The organism is Desulfitobacterium metallireducens DSM 15288, from assembly GCF_000231405.2.
Classification (GTDB): domain Bacteria; phylum Bacillota; class Desulfitobacteriia; order Desulfitobacteriales; family Desulfitobacteriaceae; genus Desulfitobacterium_A; species Desulfitobacterium_A metallireducens.
On record NZ_CP007032.1, the window covers coordinates 2,834,139 to 2,852,875 of the forward strand.

General features: G+C 38.8%; 17 protein-coding genes. 1 reads left to right on the plus strand and 16 read right to left on the minus strand.

Going from position 1 to position 18,737, the window contains the following annotated elements:
• Positions 1-24: 24 nt before the first annotated feature.
• Complete coding sequence (locus DESME_RS13725; RefSeq protein WP_006718047.1) at positions 25-1,068, minus strand: aliphatic sulfonate ABC transporter substrate-binding protein; 1,044 nt, start codon at positions 1,066-1,068, stop codon at positions 25-27.
• Positions 1,069-1,265: 197 nt separating this feature from the next.
• Between DESME_RS13725 and DESME_RS13730 the strand changes: the two genes are divergently transcribed.
• Entirely contained in the window at positions 1,266-1,667 is a 402-nt protein-coding gene (locus DESME_RS13730) for an RrF2 family transcriptional regulator (RefSeq protein WP_006718046.1), read from the plus strand.
• 105 nt (positions 1,668-1,772) lie between these two features.
• Here DESME_RS13730 and rfbD read toward each other — a convergent pair whose 3' ends face one another.
• The 15 genes from rfbD to DESME_RS13805 all read right to left on the minus strand — a co-directional run bounded on the left by rfbD (position 1,773) and on the right by DESME_RS13805 (position 18,649).
• On the minus strand, positions 1,773-2,621 hold the full coding sequence (gene rfbD / locus DESME_RS13735) for a dTDP-4-dehydrorhamnose reductase (RefSeq protein WP_006718045.1): 849 nt from the start codon (positions 2,619-2,621) through the stop codon (positions 1,773-1,775).
• A 30-nt stretch (positions 2,622-2,651) separates the two neighbouring features.
• Positions 2,652-4,499 carry an adenylyl-sulfate kinase gene (cysC, locus tag DESME_RS13740; protein ID WP_006718044.1) on the minus strand — a complete coding sequence of 616 codons (1,848 nt, stop codon included), beginning with the start codon at positions 4,497-4,499 and terminating at the stop codon, positions 2,652-2,654.
• Positions 4,500-4,513: 14 nt separating this feature from the next.
• Entirely contained in the window at positions 4,514-5,395 is an 882-nt protein-coding gene (gene cysD / locus DESME_RS13745; protein ID WP_025248821.1) for a sulfate adenylyltransferase subunit CysD, read from the minus strand.
• Between the two features lie 117 nt (positions 5,396-5,512).
• Entirely contained in the window at positions 5,513-6,448 is a 936-nt protein-coding gene (locus DESME_RS13750) for an NAD-dependent epimerase/dehydratase family protein (RefSeq protein WP_006718042.1), read from the minus strand.
• 222 nt (positions 6,449-6,670) lie between these two features.
• A complete protein-coding gene (locus tag DESME_RS13755; protein WP_006718041.1) occupies positions 6,671-8,431 on the minus strand; it encodes a glycosyltransferase in 1,761 nt (586 codons plus the stop codon).
• A gap of 2 nt (positions 8,432-8,433) precedes the next feature.
• Positions 8,434-9,393, minus strand: a complete 960-nt coding sequence (locus DESME_RS13760; protein ID WP_006718040.1) for a glycosyltransferase family 2 protein — start codon at positions 9,391-9,393, stop codon at positions 8,434-8,436.
• A gap of 21 nt (positions 9,394-9,414) precedes the next feature.
• Entirely contained in the window at positions 9,415-10,593 is a 1,179-nt protein-coding gene (locus DESME_RS15475; RefSeq protein ID WP_025248823.1) for a sulfotransferase family protein, read from the minus strand.
• Positions 10,593-11,984, minus strand: coding sequence for an ABC transporter ATP-binding protein (locus DESME_RS13770; protein ID WP_006718038.1), 1,392 nt, complete (start codon positions 11,982-11,984; stop codon positions 10,593-10,595). Before DESME_RS13770 ends, DESME_RS15475 begins: the two co-directional genes overlap by 1 nt.
• Positions 11,974-12,804 carry an ABC transporter permease gene (locus tag DESME_RS13775; protein WP_006718037.1) on the minus strand — a complete coding sequence of 277 codons (831 nt, stop codon included), beginning with the start codon at positions 12,802-12,804 and terminating at the stop codon, positions 11,974-11,976. Before DESME_RS13775 ends, DESME_RS13770 begins: the two co-directional genes overlap by 11 nt.
• Complete coding sequence (gene rfbB / locus DESME_RS13780; RefSeq protein ID WP_006718036.1) at positions 12,801-13,853, minus strand: dTDP-glucose 4,6-dehydratase; 1,053 nt, start codon at positions 13,851-13,853, stop codon at positions 12,801-12,803. Before rfbB ends, DESME_RS13775 begins: the two co-directional genes overlap by 4 nt.
• The gene (gene rfbC, locus DESME_RS13785; RefSeq protein ID WP_006718035.1) at positions 13,850-14,416 is read right to left on the minus strand and encodes a dTDP-4-dehydrorhamnose 3,5-epimerase; all 567 of its coding nucleotides are present in this window, start codon (positions 14,414-14,416) and stop codon (positions 13,850-13,852) included. Before rfbC ends, rfbB begins: the two co-directional genes overlap by 4 nt.
• A 12-nt stretch (positions 14,417-14,428) precedes the next feature.
• A complete protein-coding gene (gene rfbA, locus DESME_RS13790; RefSeq protein ID WP_025248824.1) occupies positions 14,429-15,307 on the minus strand; it encodes a glucose-1-phosphate thymidylyltransferase RfbA in 879 nt (292 codons plus the stop codon).
• A gap of 112 nt (positions 15,308-15,419) precedes the next feature.
• Positions 15,420-16,346 carry a glycosyltransferase family 2 protein gene (locus DESME_RS13795; RefSeq protein WP_006718033.1) on the minus strand — a complete coding sequence of 309 codons (927 nt, stop codon included), beginning with the start codon at positions 16,344-16,346 and terminating at the stop codon, positions 15,420-15,422.
• A complete protein-coding gene (locus DESME_RS13800; protein WP_006718032.1) occupies positions 16,343-17,215 on the minus strand; it encodes a glycosyltransferase family 2 protein in 873 nt (290 codons plus the stop codon). The genes DESME_RS13795 and DESME_RS13800 overlap by 4 nt, the downstream gene beginning before the upstream one ends.
• Before the next feature lie 42 nt (positions 17,216-17,257).
• Complete coding sequence (locus DESME_RS13805; RefSeq protein WP_006718031.1) at positions 17,258-18,649, minus strand: undecaprenyl-phosphate glucose phosphotransferase; 1,392 nt, start codon at positions 18,647-18,649, stop codon at positions 17,258-17,260.
• Positions 18,650-18,737: the final 88 nt, after the last annotated feature.

Genomic DNA, 18,737 nt, shown 5'->3' on the forward strand with positions numbered 1-18,737 from the left:
CACCTCTTCTCTAGTACAATATTGCTACTTTATAACACCTTGTCCGTTATTCTGAAGGATTTTGTTCAATGTACTAAGCTCAAACAAAGAAGATGTATCCGTTTTTTCTTTAAGAAATCCAGCATCAACCGCAAGGTTTACAAAATCCATAACTGACTCCTTAGCGGGGTCATTGGACACCGTTAGACGCGCAAACGATGCATCCAGTACATCTTTTTCGAGTGATTGCCTAGTTAACTCATAAATTTGCGAGTTAACAATTTCCTTAGCCTGTTCCTTATTACTATTAATGAAATTTGTTAATTCCACGTGAGCTCGAAGAAATTTTTCTACCAGCTCAGGATGTTCCTTCAGAAATTCAGTTCGAACGACAACCACTGCTGTACTGTAGTTTCCTCCCCGCCAAACCTGATCACTGTCTAGCAGTACATTCGCCTTAATCTCCTTCACTAATATGGAACCCCATGGTTCTGGGACCAACGCTGCATCAATATCTCCCCGATCCAGCATGAGCTTCATATCAGGGTTGGATACCTGTCGTATTTCTACTGTCCCACCTTTGGTGATGTCTTTTAAACCATATTGATCGAGTAGCGTCCTTAATGATAAGTCTTGAGTATTTCCAAACTGTGGTACTGCTACTTTTTTCCCGCTTAAGTCACTGGCATCTGTAATTTTCAAATCTTTACGAGTAACAAGTATCGCCCCACCTTTAGTAGCGCCAGCGATTATCTGCAGATCACCCCTTGATTTTACATATCCGTTAATAGCTGGTACTGGTCCAATATAGCCGATATCCACTTCACCGGCAAACAAAGCTTCAATTTCAGCTGGTCCGGCGTTAAACTGTTTCCAATCAATCTTATTAGACTCACCCAATGCCTTGGCAAAAGCACCTTTAGCCTTACCCACTAACGCTTGGGAATGAGTGATATTTGGAAAAAAACCAACCCTTACTGTTACATTATTCTTATCTTCTTTTGTCGAAGAGCAAGCTGTTAATATTAAGCTAAATGTAAAAATTATCATAGTGATTAAGATAAAATAAATCATTTTTCTCTTTTTCATAAAATGCCTCCGTTATTAAACATCACTAACCCTATCTATTAAGTAGAGTATTTATTTCTAGAATAATCTTTCGAGCACATTCTGTCAATGGTTCTCTAAAACTAAGTTTACAAAAAAAATATTACATAGTAAATTAATATTAAAGATATCTAAAGTATTTTTCGGGTAGTAATAAAATGACAATAGGAGCCGATATAATGAAACTTTCGAAAAAGAGTGAATATGCTTGCCTTGCTTTAATTGAACTTGCGAAAAATTATCAGACAGGACTTGTAACTATTACTGAAATATCAGAAAAAAACCATATCCCCAAAAAATACTTAGAGCAAATCTTACTACTATTAAAAAGTGCAAGATTCGTGCAAAGCATCCGGGGTACCAGTGGAGGTTATAAATTATCCAAAAGTCCAGAGGAAATCTCTGTTGCCGAAATCGTGCGGTTGATTGATGGCCCTCTTGCTCCTGTGGAATCCGTCAGTCACTATTTTTATTCACACACTCCTATCGAACAGAACAAAAAGCTCTTAAGTATATTTGCTGATATCAGAAATTATATTGCGGAGAAATTAGAGAATACTACTTTTCAAGATCTGATCTAATTATATGTCTAAGAACGTCTGCTTCGATAATGTTCATTATCTAATTACCTTCAACTTATTCACCCTATTTCTTCATCTCTAATCTCTATGGACTGATGTGATAGATCACTTTTCGTAATTTTTCAAGTATTCTGCTAACGCTTCTCTCCATGGGCGTAAATCTGTTAACCCATTAAGTCTAATCCCCATATGATCTAATACAGAATTCTTTGGACGTAGTGCCGGACGTGGAAACTCTTCAGTATTACAAGGATTTAAACGAATAGCTATTTCCATTTCTTCAAAAATTACCTTCGCTAATTCATACCACGTACATTCTCCAGAATTTGTTACGTGATAGATTCCGAATAATTCTGTTTGTATGATTTCAAAAATAAAATATGCAAGATCCAGAGTATATGTTGGTGCGCCAACTTGGTCGTTAACGACTTTTAACTCTTTTTTCTCCTTTGCAAGATTTAACATGGTCTTCACAAAATTTGGCCCATAATTTCCATAAACCCATGAGGTTCTCACAATAAAATATTGACTGCAAAAAGCTTGGACAAATTCTTCCCCTGCTGCTTTTGATTTTCCGTAAGTATTTTGAGGATTTCGTTTATCAAATTCAATATAAGGCATAATCTTTTGGCCATCAAAGACGTAATCTGTACTTATATAAACAAGCTTTGCACCGATCTTCTCTGCGCCCAAAGCTATATTTCTTGTGCCCATAGCATTCACCGCGTAAGCTTGATCCTGTTCCGTCTCAGCTCGATCAACTTGAGTATAGGCTGCCGTGTGAATAATAATATCAGGTCTATGTTTTTGCAGAGTTGACTGTACTTGAAGAAAATCTGTCACATCAAGTTCTTTTCTGGAAAGCGGGATTGCCTCAAAAAGTCTCTCTTGTTCCAAAAAAATTGTTAATTCCCTTCCAAGCTGTCCGCTTGCCCCAGTAATAAGAACTTTCATGAGTAATGCCTCCTGCCATCTAATGAGTTTTTAAACCACTTTTCTGTTCTTTAACTCAGTCATAATCTCTTCGACGCATTGTTCAATATTCATTTCCTCAGTCGAGACGACTATATCAGGATTTTCAGGAACTTCATAGGGTGCACTGACTCCTGTAAACTGAGAAATCTCTCCACGGCGAGCCTTAGCATAAAGTCCTTTTGCATCCCGTTTTTCACATTCTTCAATAGAACATCGCACATAAATCTCGATGAAATCGTCTCCATGAATTATATTCTTTGCCAGTTTTCGATCCACGTGGTATGGAGAAATAAACGCTGTGAGAACAAGAACTCCCGCATCTGTAAAAAGTTTTGCAACTTCAGCAATTCTACGTATGTTTTCTGCCCGGTCTTCTGGACTAAATTCCAAATCCTGATTTAACCCCTGCCGAACATTATCTCCATCCAAAATATAGGTTCGAATTCCTTCTGCAAATAACCTTTTTTCCAGTGCATTCGCCAAAGTGGATTTTCCTGCTCCTGATAATCCCGTAAACCATAAGACTCCGCTTCTATGGCCGTTTAAACTTTCACGATCTTCTCTACTAACAGTTGACTTTTGCCAATATAGTTGTCTTTCATTGATTGCTTCTTGAATAATCCCTCCACCGGCTATCTCATACTCATCAACAATGACAAAACGGCTATTTAAAGACATCTCATAATTACTGTCAATGGCAATGGGTTTGTCACATTTCAAGATACATTCTGCCGCATTGTTGATTTCTATTCTCTCCGGATGATAATTAGGATCAAGCGTTGAAGCATCCATAACCCGAATGATACCTTCAAGTTTGATTCGTCTTTTGGCCGTACCTAATTTAAGAAAATACGTTTTTCCCGGAATCATCGGATTTTTACCTAACCAAAAAAGATTAGCCCGGAAGCTTAAAACTACTTTAGGAGAAGTCTCACCTTTTTTCGTCACGAGTTCTCCTCGACTAACATAGGCCTGCTCTTCAAGTGTAAAACCCGTGGCATACCCAGCTTGGACTTCTGTTAACTCTGTCGTGGGAAAATGTTCAATCGAGTGAACACGTCCTTCCCTCCCCGAGGGATAGAAAATAAGTTCATCTCCTACTCGCAAAATACCCGACTCTATGGTTCCTGCGATTATCCGTCTTTGATCTCCATGCCCAGTAAATTTATATACATCTTGGACTGGCATTCTTAAGGCTGCATGGATTGGTTGCTTTTTAGGTTTTAATTGATCAAGAGCCTCCAAAACCGTCGGTCCAGAATACCAGCACATGTTTCCGGAAGAACTGGCAATGTTATCTCCGAAGCGACCACTTACAGGAATATAATATATTGGCTCGATTCCAATCTTCTCTAAGAATATTCTATAGGAATCAACAATCTGTTTAAATATCTCTTCCTCATAATCAACTAGATCCATCTTATTAATAAGAATAGCAACCTGTTTAACCCCAAGCATACTTAAAAGATTACCGTGCCTTAATGAGTTGATTTGGATTCCTTCTTTAGCATCAATAACCAATAAAGCAGCCTCTGCTTGGGCAGCTCCAGTCACCATGTTTTTTAAAAACTCTACATGTCCTGGAGCATCTAAAATGATATAATTTCGCTGTTTCGTCTTAAAAAACATCCGCGCTACATCAATAGTTATTCCTTGCGCTTGTTCTTCCTTCAAAGCATCAAGCAAAAATGCATATTCAAACGGTTTTGAATTCCGTCTGCACGTCTCACGAACCTGCTCTAGTTTTCCTTGAGGTAATGAGTCTGTATCTGCCATAAGACGACCAATGATCGTACTTTTCCCATGATCAACATGACCAACTATGACAATTTTCATTTCTTGATCTTGTAAATTCATGCTATATTGTCTCCTTACATATATCCGGCTTTCCGTAACTCCTCTAATCCGCCGCCATCTTCCTTGTCTTGTGCTCGCCCCGAACGCTCTGCAATGTTGGAAAACTTTCCTGTTCTTAGTTCTTCAACAATCTCCTCCACTGTCTTCGCCGTCGACTCGACAGGAGCAGTACATGGAGCACAGCCTAATGACCGATACCGAGTACCCTTCCCCTGATCGAAATATAAAGAAACGACTGGAATCTTTTCACGTCCAATATATTCCCACAAGTTAAGTTCAGTCCAGTCCAGTAATGGATGAATACGGACATGAGTTCCTGGTGCAAAGTCAGTCTTATATTGATTCCAAAACTCGGGCGGTTGTTGGGCTATATTCCACTCGTTAGCTTTATCTCGTGGTGAAAAATATCTCTCTTTTGAGCGGCTTCCCTCTTCATCCGCGCGTACACCAACTATTACACCTGTAAATGGTTCTGGATTTTGATCTACTTCATAACATTTAGTCTCATGATTTAAACGATAACGAGGCCATGTTCCATCAATCGTATGCGTTAAAGCCTCTGTCTTCAAGTTTTTACAGCACTCAAGTCGTGTCGCTAAACCATCTGGGAATGTATTTTTACTTAACAAGGCCTCTTTGTTCTCCCCATAAATCATTTCAAGATTCCATTCCAATGCCAAGCGATCCCGGTGCTCAATCATTTCTGGAATTTTATAATGAGTATCAATATGAATTAACGGAATGGGGACATGCCCAAAGAATGCCTTTCGAGCAAGCCAAAGCAGAACCGTACTATCCTTGCCCACTGACCAAAGCATGCAAAGGTTTTTAAATTCACTATATGCTTCACGCAAGATATGAATGCTTTTATTTTCTAAACGATCAAGATAATCCATTTTAAACAATTTCACCTCCACTATATTTCAGCAATTTTGCGTATCTAATTGAGAAAAGATTACTCTTATAAGGTGTGATTCCTAATTAAAAAATATTAGAAAATATCATGGAATAAATTAGTAATTAAGCCATTTAGCAAAACGCAAAATACCATCTTCAAAACTAAATCTTGGTGACCATCCTAATTCAGTTTCAGCACGACTAATGCACAATATGTTAGAGGGAACATCAAACGGGCGTCCCGAAACATAGTGACGCAAAACTGGTCGTCCGGTCACTCTTTCGATGGAGTCAAGTACTTCATTTATACTTAATCCCCTTCCAGACCCAATATTAAATATATGTTCTGGTCCACTGTACTCAAGTACAGCCAGGAATGCCCTGACAACATCATCTATATAAACATAATCTCGGATAACTGACCCGTCTCCCCAAATATCAATTGTTTCCCCCTGTAAAACCTTACCCAAAAAGACTGCAACCGCGCCCTGACTAGCATGTGTTTTCTGCCCCTCCCCAAAGGGATTGGCAAGTCGCAGAACAGTATAATCGAGACCATGTAGTTTATAAAAAAGATCTAAGTATTTTTCGATTGCAAGCTTGGTGATTCCATATGAACAAACTGGATTGTTCATATGGGTTTCTGGAATCGGAACTTGGGTAGGAACCCCGTAGACCGTCCCACCTGATGAGACGAAAACGACTTTCCTTACACCGGCTTTCACAGCGTTAGTTAGTAATCGAACTGACCCCAAAAGGTTACTTTCCACGTCGAAGACTGGGTCATCATTTGATGATTTAGGAAGGGTTGTCGAAATGAGGTGATAGCATATATCACATCCCTCTAGGGCATTCGCAACATCCGCCTCATTCATAAAATCGCCCTCAAACAGCTCAAACCTTTGATCTGTTATATGAAATTCCCCTTGCTGTGTCACTCGCCGTCGATCAAAGCAACGAACACGATAGCCTTTTGTCAGTAGGGCATCCACGAGATGGGATCCAATAAACCCACGACCGCCCAACACTAAACAACGCATCGGATTTTTCATTTTGATTCTCCTTAGATCAATACCCGAACCCAGTCTATATCTGGTTTCTTTATATCGATTATTAAATTAGAGCTGTAATTTTTCCTGATTGCATGACGTAGATAAGTCACGCTAACATAAGTAGGCTTACTCTAAGATGTTATGTGCACAGAAAACAGCAACATCAAAACGAAGCAAACTGCCCCTATGTTGTACTAAATCTATGTTCAGAGATGGTCCTACTCATGCCTCCACTGGATCTTGGAGGAAGTTTACTTGGTCAATACCGATGAATTCACGCGCTCCATACTGAATCGATGAACCTGCGTTTAGGCGTGCGATTTTAAGTCGGTGCGTCTTCTCGCAATGATCCTTTATTTCCAGAATTACTGCCGATTGACTGACTGGAAACGTAAAGTTTATAGTAAAACCAAGACGGTCTGTATTAACATTAAAACCCGTTTTTTGAAAACCATCACGTACATCCTGTCTCGACAAGAATTGTGTTGTCACGCCAACCTCACGATCTCCATCATACACGCGGATAGACATTGGATTTGACGAAGACGCAACAGCCCATCCAGTGATGTATCCATTCGCAGAAGAAGTGTTTAAGGATTCAAATTTCTGCCATCTAAAAGAAGAATTCTCACCAATAATCGGCTCTTGAGCGTAGAGTTGAAGCAATTCGTCAACATAGGCATTAATCGACTTGGGCCGTTCACAATTCCTGCTTAGTTTCATTAATAAATCAGGAGCATTAAGTAATTTCGAAATACAGGCCCTGAGCATCTGTACATCTCCCGGCTTGAACAACAATCCATTCCAGTCATCGCTTATTACCTCGGACATTCCAGGAAAATTCGAAGCGATAACAGGACACTTTCCAGCTAAAGCCGAATATACCACCAATGGTGTGTTCTCATACCAAACAGATGGCACGACAAGAACATCTATACCACTTATAATCTCTGCTATTTGGGAATTTGGGAACGTGCCACAAAACTCAATATTAGTATTATTTTCCACAACCTGATTTAGTTCTGTAACATAGTCAGGAAAATCAGTTGTATTACCATAAATCTTTAGTCTTGCATTCTCTGAATTAAGGTCAGAAAAAGCATTTACCAAAACATGACAGCCTTTATGAGGTGCCAACGTACCAATAAAGGCAAATGTAATCCTTGATTGTGCATCATAACTTCTCGGCTCGCTGTTGAAGCTGGCAATATTAATACCATAGGCAGATTGTGTAATGAGCTTCTGATTAACGCCATTTTCTACTAATACCTTGGTCATTAGCTGAGTAGGAGAAACAATTCCGTGAAGTGCATTGAGTCGTGACACGTTAAATGGCTTTCTCTGGCTCAGCGCAGCAATTTCCTTTTTAAATGGAAATGAGATAGGTAAGTGCAATTTTGCAACAGAATCGATTGCGTCGATAGCTGAGGTCGGTATATAACGAATTACAGAAGCAATCTTTTTCCAACCTGTTTGCATTGCCACATGTTTAACACAATTACCCCCATTTTGCGTTGGTCCTTGGCATACCATTCCTTCTCCTAATAGTAACTGACTAGTTGGACAAACAGCCCAAAAATCCGTTGGCGTATAAAAGGCAGGAATACCATATTGCTTTACGACATCGATTAAAGCAGTACCAAGACGGCTAAAATGGAAAAAATGTACTATGTCAGGCTCTATTTCTTTTATTATACGGACGAAATAACTTGCAACAAGGTGGTTGTTATATTCAACTTCTGATAAGACTTGTTGATCTCCCATCGGAACGAAGGAATGATAAAAACGATACACATGAATACCCTCTATATCGTATTCATCAAACCGTTCAACATCAGGGATTACTTGCTTAGCAGGAAAACCTGTCAGAACGAAAACCTGGTGTCCGCGACGTAATAACTCTTTTGCAACACTGAAGGTCAGTACTTCCGTTCCTGAAAAATAGTCTGGGAAAAATTGATGTACAGTTAGTAATAATTTCATAATTACACATCACGTACTTTCACATATTTCTTATTTAATTGATCACGAACGGCCCTATACTGAGCAAATGCACTTAGTAAATTTAGCATCGGAACCTTTAATAAGGTTAATACTTTATTTGAGAATTTGCTGTCATGACTTAAAATGTATTTTGCATCTTTTAGTGTACCGTATAGCCATGAACGAGGGATACTTCTCAAACTCAGAACGAGATGTAATCCAAATTGTGAATAGAGTTTTCGATGACATACATATGTCCGTTTGTATTCATATATTAACGATCTATTATGCGAATGAATAACCGCCGCAGTAGGTTCATAAACAATTTTATAACCACATTTTAATACACGTTCAGCCCAATCAATGTCCTCGCCAAAATTAATCAAGCCAAAATTTTCCTTTTCCCAAATTGATTTCCTTATCGCCGAGCAAACATTATCAAAATTACAAAAAAAGTATTTTTCTAATGGTGAGAGACCCTTATACCAGTCCTGGCTTTCCAATCTCTTTTCCTCCCGTTCCATTCGACCCGTAAGCCAATTATTTAGATTACGTTTTGTCAAAATGTCGGCATCGGCCTGAGGAATTTGTCGGGCATATGCACCTGCTACTTCGTCATCTTCGAAGGATTTCAGCAGCGTCTCTATTAAGTAATTATCGTTTGGGAGTGCGTCCTGTACCATAAGAATCACAAATTCGGAAGAAGCTATGGAAATTCCGAGATCTCGGGTAGCCCCATGATTAAAAGTCGTAGGATCAATTTGAACCACCTTTGCCCCCGCTTTGCGAGCGACTTCAATGGTATCATCTGATGACCCAGAATCAACAATCACAAATTCCGTTTTATTCCAATAGGTTTGGTTCTGGAGTGCGTGCACGACTCGCCGAAATAAAGGTCCTCCGTTTTTTGTTGGTATTACTAGAGAGCAATAAAAAACTTGATCAGTCATATCTTCTATCACAGAACACCTCCATAAAAGTACCTAATGAATCTTTTTATAAAATAGTCCCATTAACTGCTTAGTTAGAAATTTTATATTGCTCAATTCAGAAGTGCGTTGTTCCTGTAATAAATTAAGTTGTTTAATATATTCTTCTGTCTGATCATGATAAGCTGTAAGTTCTTTTTCTTGGTGCATAATCTGCGAATTGCCTTCAACCACCGTCTGATTAAGGCTTGATATCTGCGCATCACGCTCGACCACTAACTGGTTGAGGCTTGATATCTGTCCATCACGCTCGATCTCCACCTGATTAAGAATGGTAATCTTCCTAGTAAGCTTGTCAATCAAACATAAAATTGATTTAAGACGTTTAAATTCATTAGACCAAAGGGCTACTTGATTCTGTATCACTACATCATTCATGCGTCTTCTATCTATAGCGACATCGAGGAGGGCGGTATATATTTCGCTAACTAGAGGGTGACAAGCATCGTCTAATATCAAGTCATTTAGAGTATATACGGTATGTCTTAACCCTTCATCAAGAAATTCTGACCTGTAATTTTTCATTTCATCTGGATTAACTATTAGATCAAAACAATCAGCAATTCGTCCCAACTCTCGTTCAGGAGCCTGCATCAAAAGGTCATAATCAACAATTACACACTTATGTTCCTCTGTATTTGAAATACTCGCGAGAACATGACCTATCCAAAGCATATAACTCTTTTCAGAATCGAATCCATCCCGTTTCTCTAGAGACTTTACTACGCTCAGCGGATGACGTACTGCTAAGACATATCCCACGTCAAATTTGCAATAAGCAAAAACTTGTTTCCAAAAAGGAAGCAACTTTGCTACACGTGGGTCTTTAAATCCAAAAGTTGAAGTATTACTGAATTTTTGATTAAGTATTTCAACACCACGAAGAAAGTATCCATTTTTCCGTAGCTTCTCTACATCACTATCTTCGATAGGGGAAAGATAATCCCAATCGCTTCGGAGTGTTTGCAGTAGCTCAACATTCAATGCGTTGAGGTCGAGGTCTTCAAAAAATCCTTTAGCATTATTACCTTCCACTGGAGGCATCAAGTTATCACCAAGATTCACTCCAAGGACCTGAAGTCCTCTAGTAATTGCACTCGTACCGCTACGATGCATTCCCAGAACTACAATTAACTTCTTATTTTCTATTTTATTATTTTCTTTCAACATCACTATTGCGCCTCCTGAAGCTCAATCTCAGAAAAGCAACCAAAATCTACTATACCTGTTACAACATTCTCTGTTTCTGGTAATACCCTAAACATAGCTACATCAATCAAGCGATGAAGGTATGTTTCGCAACCATTTATATCGCCAGGTACACCTGCATTTAGAAAATACACGCCAGGATTCAGAGCACAGCGAAAGCGAAACTCAACTTGATATTTCGAACCAGCTTCTACATAAGATAAACTGTCTTTGATTGAGCTGGCAGACACACCACCACCCAATTCAACACCAGAGATGGTCTTGATAAGCATGCCAAAACGTACATTACTTGCACTTTTTGTAAACCTGACAGAGTATGTGTAACGGTATATTTCTCCGCGTTTAAGGTTATTAACCTGTTCTCCAGCCAATGTTAATATTAACGGAGATTCTATATATGCTCCATAAGATTCATATTCTATAGTACTACTAGGTTTAAGGTTAGGATCAAAAGTCTCTTTAATGGGCTGACTATCCTCAGATAACTTATTTTGCACTGACGGTAGAATCTTAGGGATGTTTACCCGAGGGCTCATGTATTGCCCATCCATTCGACGAATCTGATCACGAATAGCTTCTTGCTTGTCTGCTGGAGCATAAAGCAACTTTTGATATCTACCAACAATTTGTTTAGGTGAACCAGTAGCTAATTTCTCTCCCGCATCTAATAGGATAGCACTGTTACATAACTCAACAATAGTACTTCCAGAATGAGAAACGAAAAGAATTGTAGAACCATTATTTCGAATTGCTTCTATACGAGAAAAACACTTACGTTGAAAAAGTTCATCTCCTACAGATAATGCTTCATCTACAATCAATATATCCGGATCAACATTGATAGCTACGGCAAACGCCAAACGTACATACATACCACTGGAGTACATCTTTACAGGCTGATCGATAAACTCTCCTATATCAGCAAAAGAGGCAATATCATCAAAACGAGTGTCAATTTCCTCTTTACTTAATCCCAGTACTGCACCATTCAAGTAAACGTTTTCGCGCCCAGTGAATTCAGGATTAAAGCCAGAGCCGAGTTCCAAAAGGGCGGCAACGCGGCCATTGGTCTCCACCGTACCGCTCGTTGGAGTAAGAGTACCACAGATAATTTGCAGTAGTGTTGATTTTCCCGAACCGTTACGGCCGATAATGCCTACAGTTTCACCCTTTTTAACCTCGAATGAAATATCCTGGAGCGCCCAGAACTCATGATAGTAATTATGCGATTCCCTTCCTATAAGTCTTTTGAGACGTGGCATAATAGATTGCTTAAGGCGATCCTGTGGCCGGTCATAAATAGAGTAACATTTTGAAAGATTATTAATTCGGATTGCTACATCATTAGAGGACATCCGCGAACCCCTTTCGTGTTTTTTGAAACCACCAAAAGCCGGCGCTAGCAATAACTAGACTTACTAAAAAAGCAATCCCAAGAGAAAGCCAATCAGGTAGATTTCCATAGATAAGTACCTTCCGGCTTTCTTCTATAATAAGTGTAAGTGGATTTATTTGAAGCAAGATTTGATATTTCTCTGGTAAAGCCGAAATTGGATAAAAAACTGGCGATAAAAACATAAGAACAGTAGTTAAAATACCTGTAATCTGTCCTATATCTCGTAAGTAAACCCCTAAAGCTGCAAAAAGCCAAGTCAAGCCCATTATTCCAAGTGCTAACGGTAATAAAACCAGAGGATATAGTATGATAGTCCACATTATTGAATGGTTAATAATAAGCTGTGCTAACAACAGTACACTTACACTTACAAGGCTATAAAAGAGTGCAGATTCCAAGGCCACCCAAGGCAAAATCTCTAGTGGAAAGACAACCTTCTTGACATAATTAACATTAGAAATAATCAACCCCGGTGCGCGATTGATACATTCGGCAAAAATGCCCTGGACGATCATGCCCACGAAAAGAATAATAGCGAAGTCTGCTCTACTCTCCTGTGTACTTACACCCCATTTTGACTTAAATACAACTGAAAAAACGAAGGTATACACAAAGAGCATCAACATGGGGTTGAAAAATGACCAAGCCATGCCCATGAATGAACCCCGGTATCGACTAGCTACATCTCTTCGGGTCATCTGCCAAATAAGTTGGCGGTTATGCCAAAAACTAGTAAACATGTCCACTGGGGTAGCGGGATGATTTTGATGCGGGTTCATGTAGTTACCTCCCGCTGTTTATACATTTTCTTATAATATTCCTGATATTCCTGATATTCCTGATACTCCTGATACTCACCGTTAATAATGTGTTCCCACCATGGTTTGTTATCCAGATACCATTGAATAGTCTTCTTAATGCCCTCATCAAATTTAGTCGTAGGAAGCCAGCCTAAATCATTATGAATCTTTGTAGGGTCAATTGCATAGCGCCTATCATGTCCCGCGCGATCTTTTACATACTTGATTTCGCCCTTACCCAGTTCCTTGATGATGGTCTGAACAACTTCCAAATTGGTTCTTTCATTATGTCCGCCTATATTGTAAATCTCACCTACTCTACCCTTATAAATAATTAAATCGATGGCACTGCAGTGGTCTTCTACATACAACCAGTCACGTACATTTTCTCCAGTACCGTACACAGGTAATGACTTATCATTTAATACATTGGCTATCATCAACGGAATGAGTTTTTCCGGAAAATGATAAGGGCCATAGTTATTTGAGCAGCGTGAAATCGTCACCGGTACTCCATAGGTTCGGTAATAGGCCTGCACAAGCAAATCAGCACTGGCCTTACTCGCTGAATAAGGGCTAGACGTATGTATCGGTGTTTCCTCAGTAAAGAATAAATCCGGTCTATCCAACGGCAAATCCCCGTACACCTCATCGGTAGATACTTGATGATAGCGATCAATACCATATTTTCTACAAGCATCAAGTAACACCTGTGTGCCCATCACATTGGTCTGTAAAAAGATAGCTGGATCTTCGATTGAACGGTCGACATGACTTTCTGCCGCAAAGTTGACAATGATATTTGGTTTTACCGCTTCAAATATCTTGTAAACGACCTCTCGGTCTGTAATATCAGCTTTAATAAATTTAAAATGAGGGTTATTCATTACTGACTCTAAGGTTTCCATATTGCCTGCATAAGTTAGTTTATCCAAGCAGACAATTTCATAATCGGTATACTTATTCAGCATGTAATGAACAAAATTACCGCCGATGAACCCCGCTCCCCCAGTTACAATAATCTTCATTTTGACTTCTCCTCATAAATAAAATCCACATCACAATCACATAATTTCGGAGCATTTGCATCTTTTTCAGATAAGATGGGATCTTCTGCACCCCAAGCCACATTTATTTCTTCATCATTCCAGATAATATTTCGTTCTGACTCTTGGCAGTAATAGTTATCAGCCTTATACAAAAATTCCACATCATCCGTAAGGGTTAAAAAAGCGTGAGCAAAACCCCTCGGAATTAAGAGCTGCCGTTTATTCTCTGCGGATAATTCTACAGCCACCCATTTCAGATAAGTCGGTGAACCTTTTCTTAAATCAACGGCCGCATCCAAAACTGTTCCTCGTCCGCAACGTACCAATTTTGCCTGCGCAGCCGCTCCTTTTTGAAAATGCAGGCCCCTTAGCGTTCCTTTTTGTGCAGAGAAGGACTGATTATCCTGGACGAAATTATAATAAAGGCCTGCTTCTTCCATTTTCCGATTAGACCAGGATTCCATGAACCAACCGCGATTATCACCAAACACCTGCGGTTCTAAAATATAGACATCCGAAACTTCTGTCTTGATTACGTTCATTGATTTCCCCTCTTAATATAAGATTTTTCCGTCAGCAACCGTCTTTAAGTGTGCCCCATATGAGGATTTTCCATATTTCCTGGCAGACTCTAACAGTTTATCTTTTGAAATCCAGCCGTTGCGAAAAGCAATTTCCTCCACAGCTGATATTTTTATGCCTTGGCGTGTTTCGAGCACTTTGACAAACTCTGATGCTTCCGTTAAGGAATCAATCGTGCCGGTGTCCAGCCATGCGTAACCGCGTCCTAGTGTCACAACATCTAGGTTACCTTGCTCTAAGTAAATACGATTTAAATCCGTAATTTCTAGTTCACCTCGCGCAGATGGTTTTAAACTCTTCGCATATTCACAGACATGATGGTCATAAAAATAAAGACCGGTAACAGCATAATTTGATTTTGGATTTCCGGGCTTTTCTTCCAATGAAATGGCCTTACCATCCTGATCAAACTCTACAACCCCGAATCTCTCCGGATCTTCCACATAATAGCCAAATACGGTCGCGCCCTCCACCTGCTGCGCTGCCTTGCGCAAATGTGGAGTTAAACCACCGCCGTAAAAGATATTGTCACCTAGAACCATAGCACTACTTTCGCCATCAATGAATTTTTCACCAATTATAAAAGCTTGAGCGAGTCCATCTGGAGACGGCTGTTCCTCATAGCAAAGATGAATGCCTAAACTAGAACCATCGCCTAAAAGCCGTTCAAAATTTGGCAGATCCTGAGGAGTCGAGATAAGAAGAATATCCTTAATTCCTGCTAACATAAGGGTCGAGAGCGGGTAATAAATCATCGGCTTGTCATAAACCGGTAGGAGTTGTTTTGACGTTACGAGTGTCAAAGGATATAATCTTGTGCCTGAACCTCCAGCAAGTACTATACCTTTCAATGCAATTTCTCCAATCTGTAATATATTAAATGGAATTGAATATTTCTGTAATTCCATTTCTGACAAATCACTATATCAAATAAAAATAGTAATTTTCTCTTTTTGATGCTCTTTAACTAAATAAAACTTGTCCATATTTTCTTGCTATTCCTGATTTCCAGAAATCATAATGGTGAATAGTTTGAATGCGCTTAATTTTTCCATATTTAGGAATCAAGACATAGGCTTTAACCACTTTTACAAGTTCAGGGGAAAGCTGCTCTCCATAAGTCATAAAAAAAACTTCCGCTTGTAAATAAGTATTCCTCAGAACTGACTTGGATCGTTCCTTACTAAGCATTCTCTTTAGATTATATTGAAAACTTCTTGTATTTTCCGAGCCGATTTCATTATGGTCATGCTGACGGTATAGAACTGTTGGCTCGCTTATAAAGCCAATTTTTCCAAAGGCAGATGCTAATAAGGCAAACCATCTGTCATGCATAATCGCTTGCTCTGGGACTTTATCTGCCAACACTATCAAAGCATGATTTACCATCATCGTGCAGCCTGTCACGATATTCTGTACTAATAAATTATTAAATTTATCTCTACTGCTGTCCAAATTCTGTTGATGAAACAAGGAATTATCTATTGCCTTCAGCTTTTCATCGACAACTTTTAAATCAGTATGTACTAGCAAAGGTTTATCTTTGCCATACTTTACTTCCAACTCCTGCATCTTCTTAAGCGTAAGTTCTATCTTTTTAGGTAGCCATACATCATCCTGATCGCAGGTCATCGTGTATTCGCTGTCGGAGAATTGAAGCATGCTTGAAAAGTTATTCTTCGCCGAGCCAGACGAAGTTTCACGCTCTTTGAACTTTATCATGCTTGGATACCTTTCTGCGTAGGCTTGAGCAATTTTTGCAGTCCCATCCGAAGAGCAGTCATCCTGAATTATAAGTTTCCAACACGACTCTGTTTGATTTAAAATTGACTCTATTTGTTCAGCAATATACTCTTCACCATTATAGGTCGCCATCAGAATCGTAATCATGACTTCCCCAACTTCATTTTCAAAAGGGTTAGCATATATTTCGCCTTAATAGCAAAATAAACCAATGCTGTTATAAAGAGATTGTATCGATGTAGATAATGCTTTTTATAGAACAAAAGCATCGCATTATAAAAGTGGAATATTACGGTTTGCGACTTTATATGCAAGCCGCTTTGGCCTTTCAAATGGGTGATAGCAGCCTTTCCATAATACATCACAGAAAAGCCAAGCTCTTTTACACGGTAACACAAATCCAAATCTTCGCCATACATAAAGAAGGTTTCGTCATATCCATCAAGTCTATCGAAAACAGATCGTGGCATCATAAGAAATGAGCCGGCAACTGAGTCCACTTCGCTGATTGCATCTTCTGTAATGAACGTCTGACGATAGACTCCATACCTTTTACTGTCCGGATGTCTTTTATCCATACCGCAAAAATAGTAAAGTGACGACCTTGGCGTTGGAAAGCCGCGTTTACACGCATGGTCAAGAGTCCCATCCTCTAATAAGGTGCGCGTACCGAGTGCTCCAACCTGTGGGTACTGCCGCAAATAGTGTACGCAAGACTCTAATGTGCCCTTGTGCATGATCGTGTCATTATTTAAAAACAGAATGTATTTACCACTCGATCTTTTAACTCCAATATTACATGCATTGCCAAAGCCTTTATTTTCAACACCTTTGATAACAATTACTTCATCATGATTATCGTTGTACTTCTGCGAAGAATCACTACTGTTATCAACCACAATGATTTCAAAGGGGATCTGTGGCACACAAGCGAATATAGAATTGATAGATTGTCCAGTTAGTGTTGCATTATTATAATTTATCATGACAATAGATAGATCCAAAGTTTTTTTCATTATGTTCCATGCCTTATAATTTTGTTTGCCGGTTTTTTTACTTTAATATGCATTCTTATTTACAAAACCTTTAAATACCGTTAAAAGAAGTATTTTCAAGTCAAACATAAAGGTCCAATTTTCAATGTAGTAGATATCAAATTCAATTCTTTTACGAATTGAAGTATTCCCTCGCCAACCGTTAACCTGTGCCCAGCCAGTAATGCCTGGACGAACATGATGTTTTATCATATATCGAGGAATTCTTTCTTTAAATTGTTTTACGAAATAAGGACGTTCCGGTCTGGGGCCAACCAAACTCATTTCTCCGATCAAAACATTCCAGAGCTGAGGCAACTCATCAAGACTAGTTTTCCGGAGTAAACCGCCTAATCGGGTCTTACGTTGGTCTTCTTCTGTCGTCCAGACATGATCTGAGTTTTCCGTAGACTGTACCTTCATCGATCGAAATTTATACATCATAAAACTCTTTTTATTGAGTCCCACTCGCTCTTGGGCAAAAAATACTGGGCCTGGTGAATCAAGTTTTACACTAATTGCTATCAAAGCAAACAAAGGCAAGCAAATACTTATACCTAAGAATGATGATACAATGTCGAATGTTCTTTTCGAAAATGTTTTTATAAAGTTATCTAGGGGAACATGCCTAATATTGATCAGGGGAATTCCATCGATTTCATCAATTTCGGGCTTAGCTGGAATAAATTGCGCGTAGTCTGGTACAATTTGAGTTCGAACTCCGCTTTTTTCGCACACATGAATGATTTGTCTGAATTTATCATAATTCTTGGTGGAGATAGTAATGAAAATATCATCAATTTTTAGGGTTCTAATTAGGGTTTCAAGCTCCCTTATCTCTCCAAGAATTGAAACCTCTTCAAGCTTTTTACCAATGGTTGTATCATCGTCGATGACTCCTGTAATTTCATAACCCAAATAACTATTTTCTTTTAGTTTTCTTATCAATCTTCTTGCGAGTCTCCCAGTTCCAATCACTAAAACATGTTTTTTGTTATAGCCCTGTCTGCGAATATGATTTAAAAATATTCTTAGTACAATTCTTTCAATGGTTGTTAAGATACTTGTTATAATCTCAAATAAGATAATGACTTGCCGAGAGTAATCTATTGCTTTAATAAGATAAAGAAGGCTAAACAATATCAACATGCTTAGAAAATTTGCCTGAATAACCTTCACAATCTCAAAGGATAGGCTTTTGCGACGTCTCGGCTCGTAAAGTCCAAGTAGATAGTACAAGAAAAACTGCAGGGGGACTAACAAAATAAGCGTAGGTAAGTAGCTAGTAAGAGATAAATGACTATCCTGATAATCTAGGAATCTTAACCAATATGCTACTAGTAACGATATAGCAACCATCGCTTGATCAAGGATTATCTGAAAATTATTTAGTATTTTTTGGTTCTCCCTAATCATTTATAAATCTCCATACAATTAGTTTTTCAAGTTTATTTCGACAGAAACCTAACAAATCCTTTTTATTATATATGGCATCAAATTTATG

What these genes read in the sequence shown, in the direction of transcription:
- DESME_RS13770 (WP_006718038.1), bottom strand. Translation starts at nt 11,984, where the DNA reads ATGTCCTCTAATGATGTAGCAATCCGAATTAATAATCTTTCAAAATGT.
- DESME_RS13725 (WP_006718047.1), bottom strand. Translation starts at nt 1,068, where the DNA reads ATGAAAAAGAGAAAAATGATTTATTTTATCTTAATCACTATGATAATT.
- DESME_RS13805 (WP_006718031.1), bottom strand. Translation starts at nt 18,649, where the DNA reads ATGATTAGGGAGAACCAAAAAATACTAAATAATTTTCAGATAATCCTT.
- rfbB (WP_006718036.1), bottom strand. Translation starts at nt 13,853, where the DNA reads ATGAAGATTATTGTAACTGGGGGAGCGGGGTTCATCGGCGGTAATTTT.
- cysD (WP_025248821.1), bottom strand. Translation starts at nt 5,395, where the DNA reads ATGGATTATCTTGATCGTTTAGAAAATAAAAGCATTCATATCTTGCGT.
- DESME_RS13795 (WP_006718033.1), bottom strand. Translation starts at nt 16,346, where the DNA reads ATGATTACGATTCTGATGGCGACCTATAATGGTGAAGAGTATATTGCT.
- rfbD (WP_006718045.1), bottom strand. Translation starts at nt 2,621, where the DNA reads ATGAAAGTTCTTATTACTGGGGCAAGCGGACAGCTTGGAAGGGAATTA.
- DESME_RS13750 (WP_006718042.1), bottom strand. Translation starts at nt 6,448, where the DNA reads ATGAAAAATCCGATGCGTTGTTTAGTGTTGGGCGGTCGTGGGTTTATT.
- cysC (WP_006718044.1), bottom strand. Translation starts at nt 4,499, where the DNA reads ATGAATTTACAAGATCAAGAAATGAAAATTGTCATAGTTGGTCATGTT.
- DESME_RS13775 (WP_006718037.1), bottom strand. Translation starts at nt 12,804, where the DNA reads ATGAACCCGCATCAAAATCATCCCGCTACCCCAGTGGACATGTTTACT.
- DESME_RS13800 (WP_006718032.1), bottom strand. Translation starts at nt 17,215, where the DNA reads ATGAAAAAAACTTTGGATCTATCTATTGTCATGATAAATTATAATAAT.
- rfbC (WP_006718035.1), bottom strand. Translation starts at nt 14,416, where the DNA reads ATGAACGTAATCAAGACAGAAGTTTCGGATGTCTATATTTTAGAACCG.
- DESME_RS13755 (WP_006718041.1), bottom strand. Translation starts at nt 8,431, where the DNA reads ATGAAATTATTACTAACTGTACATCAATTTTTCCCAGACTATTTTTCA.
- DESME_RS13730 (WP_006718046.1), top strand. Translation starts at nt 1,266, where the DNA reads ATGAAACTTTCGAAAAAGAGTGAATATGCTTGCCTTGCTTTAATTGAA.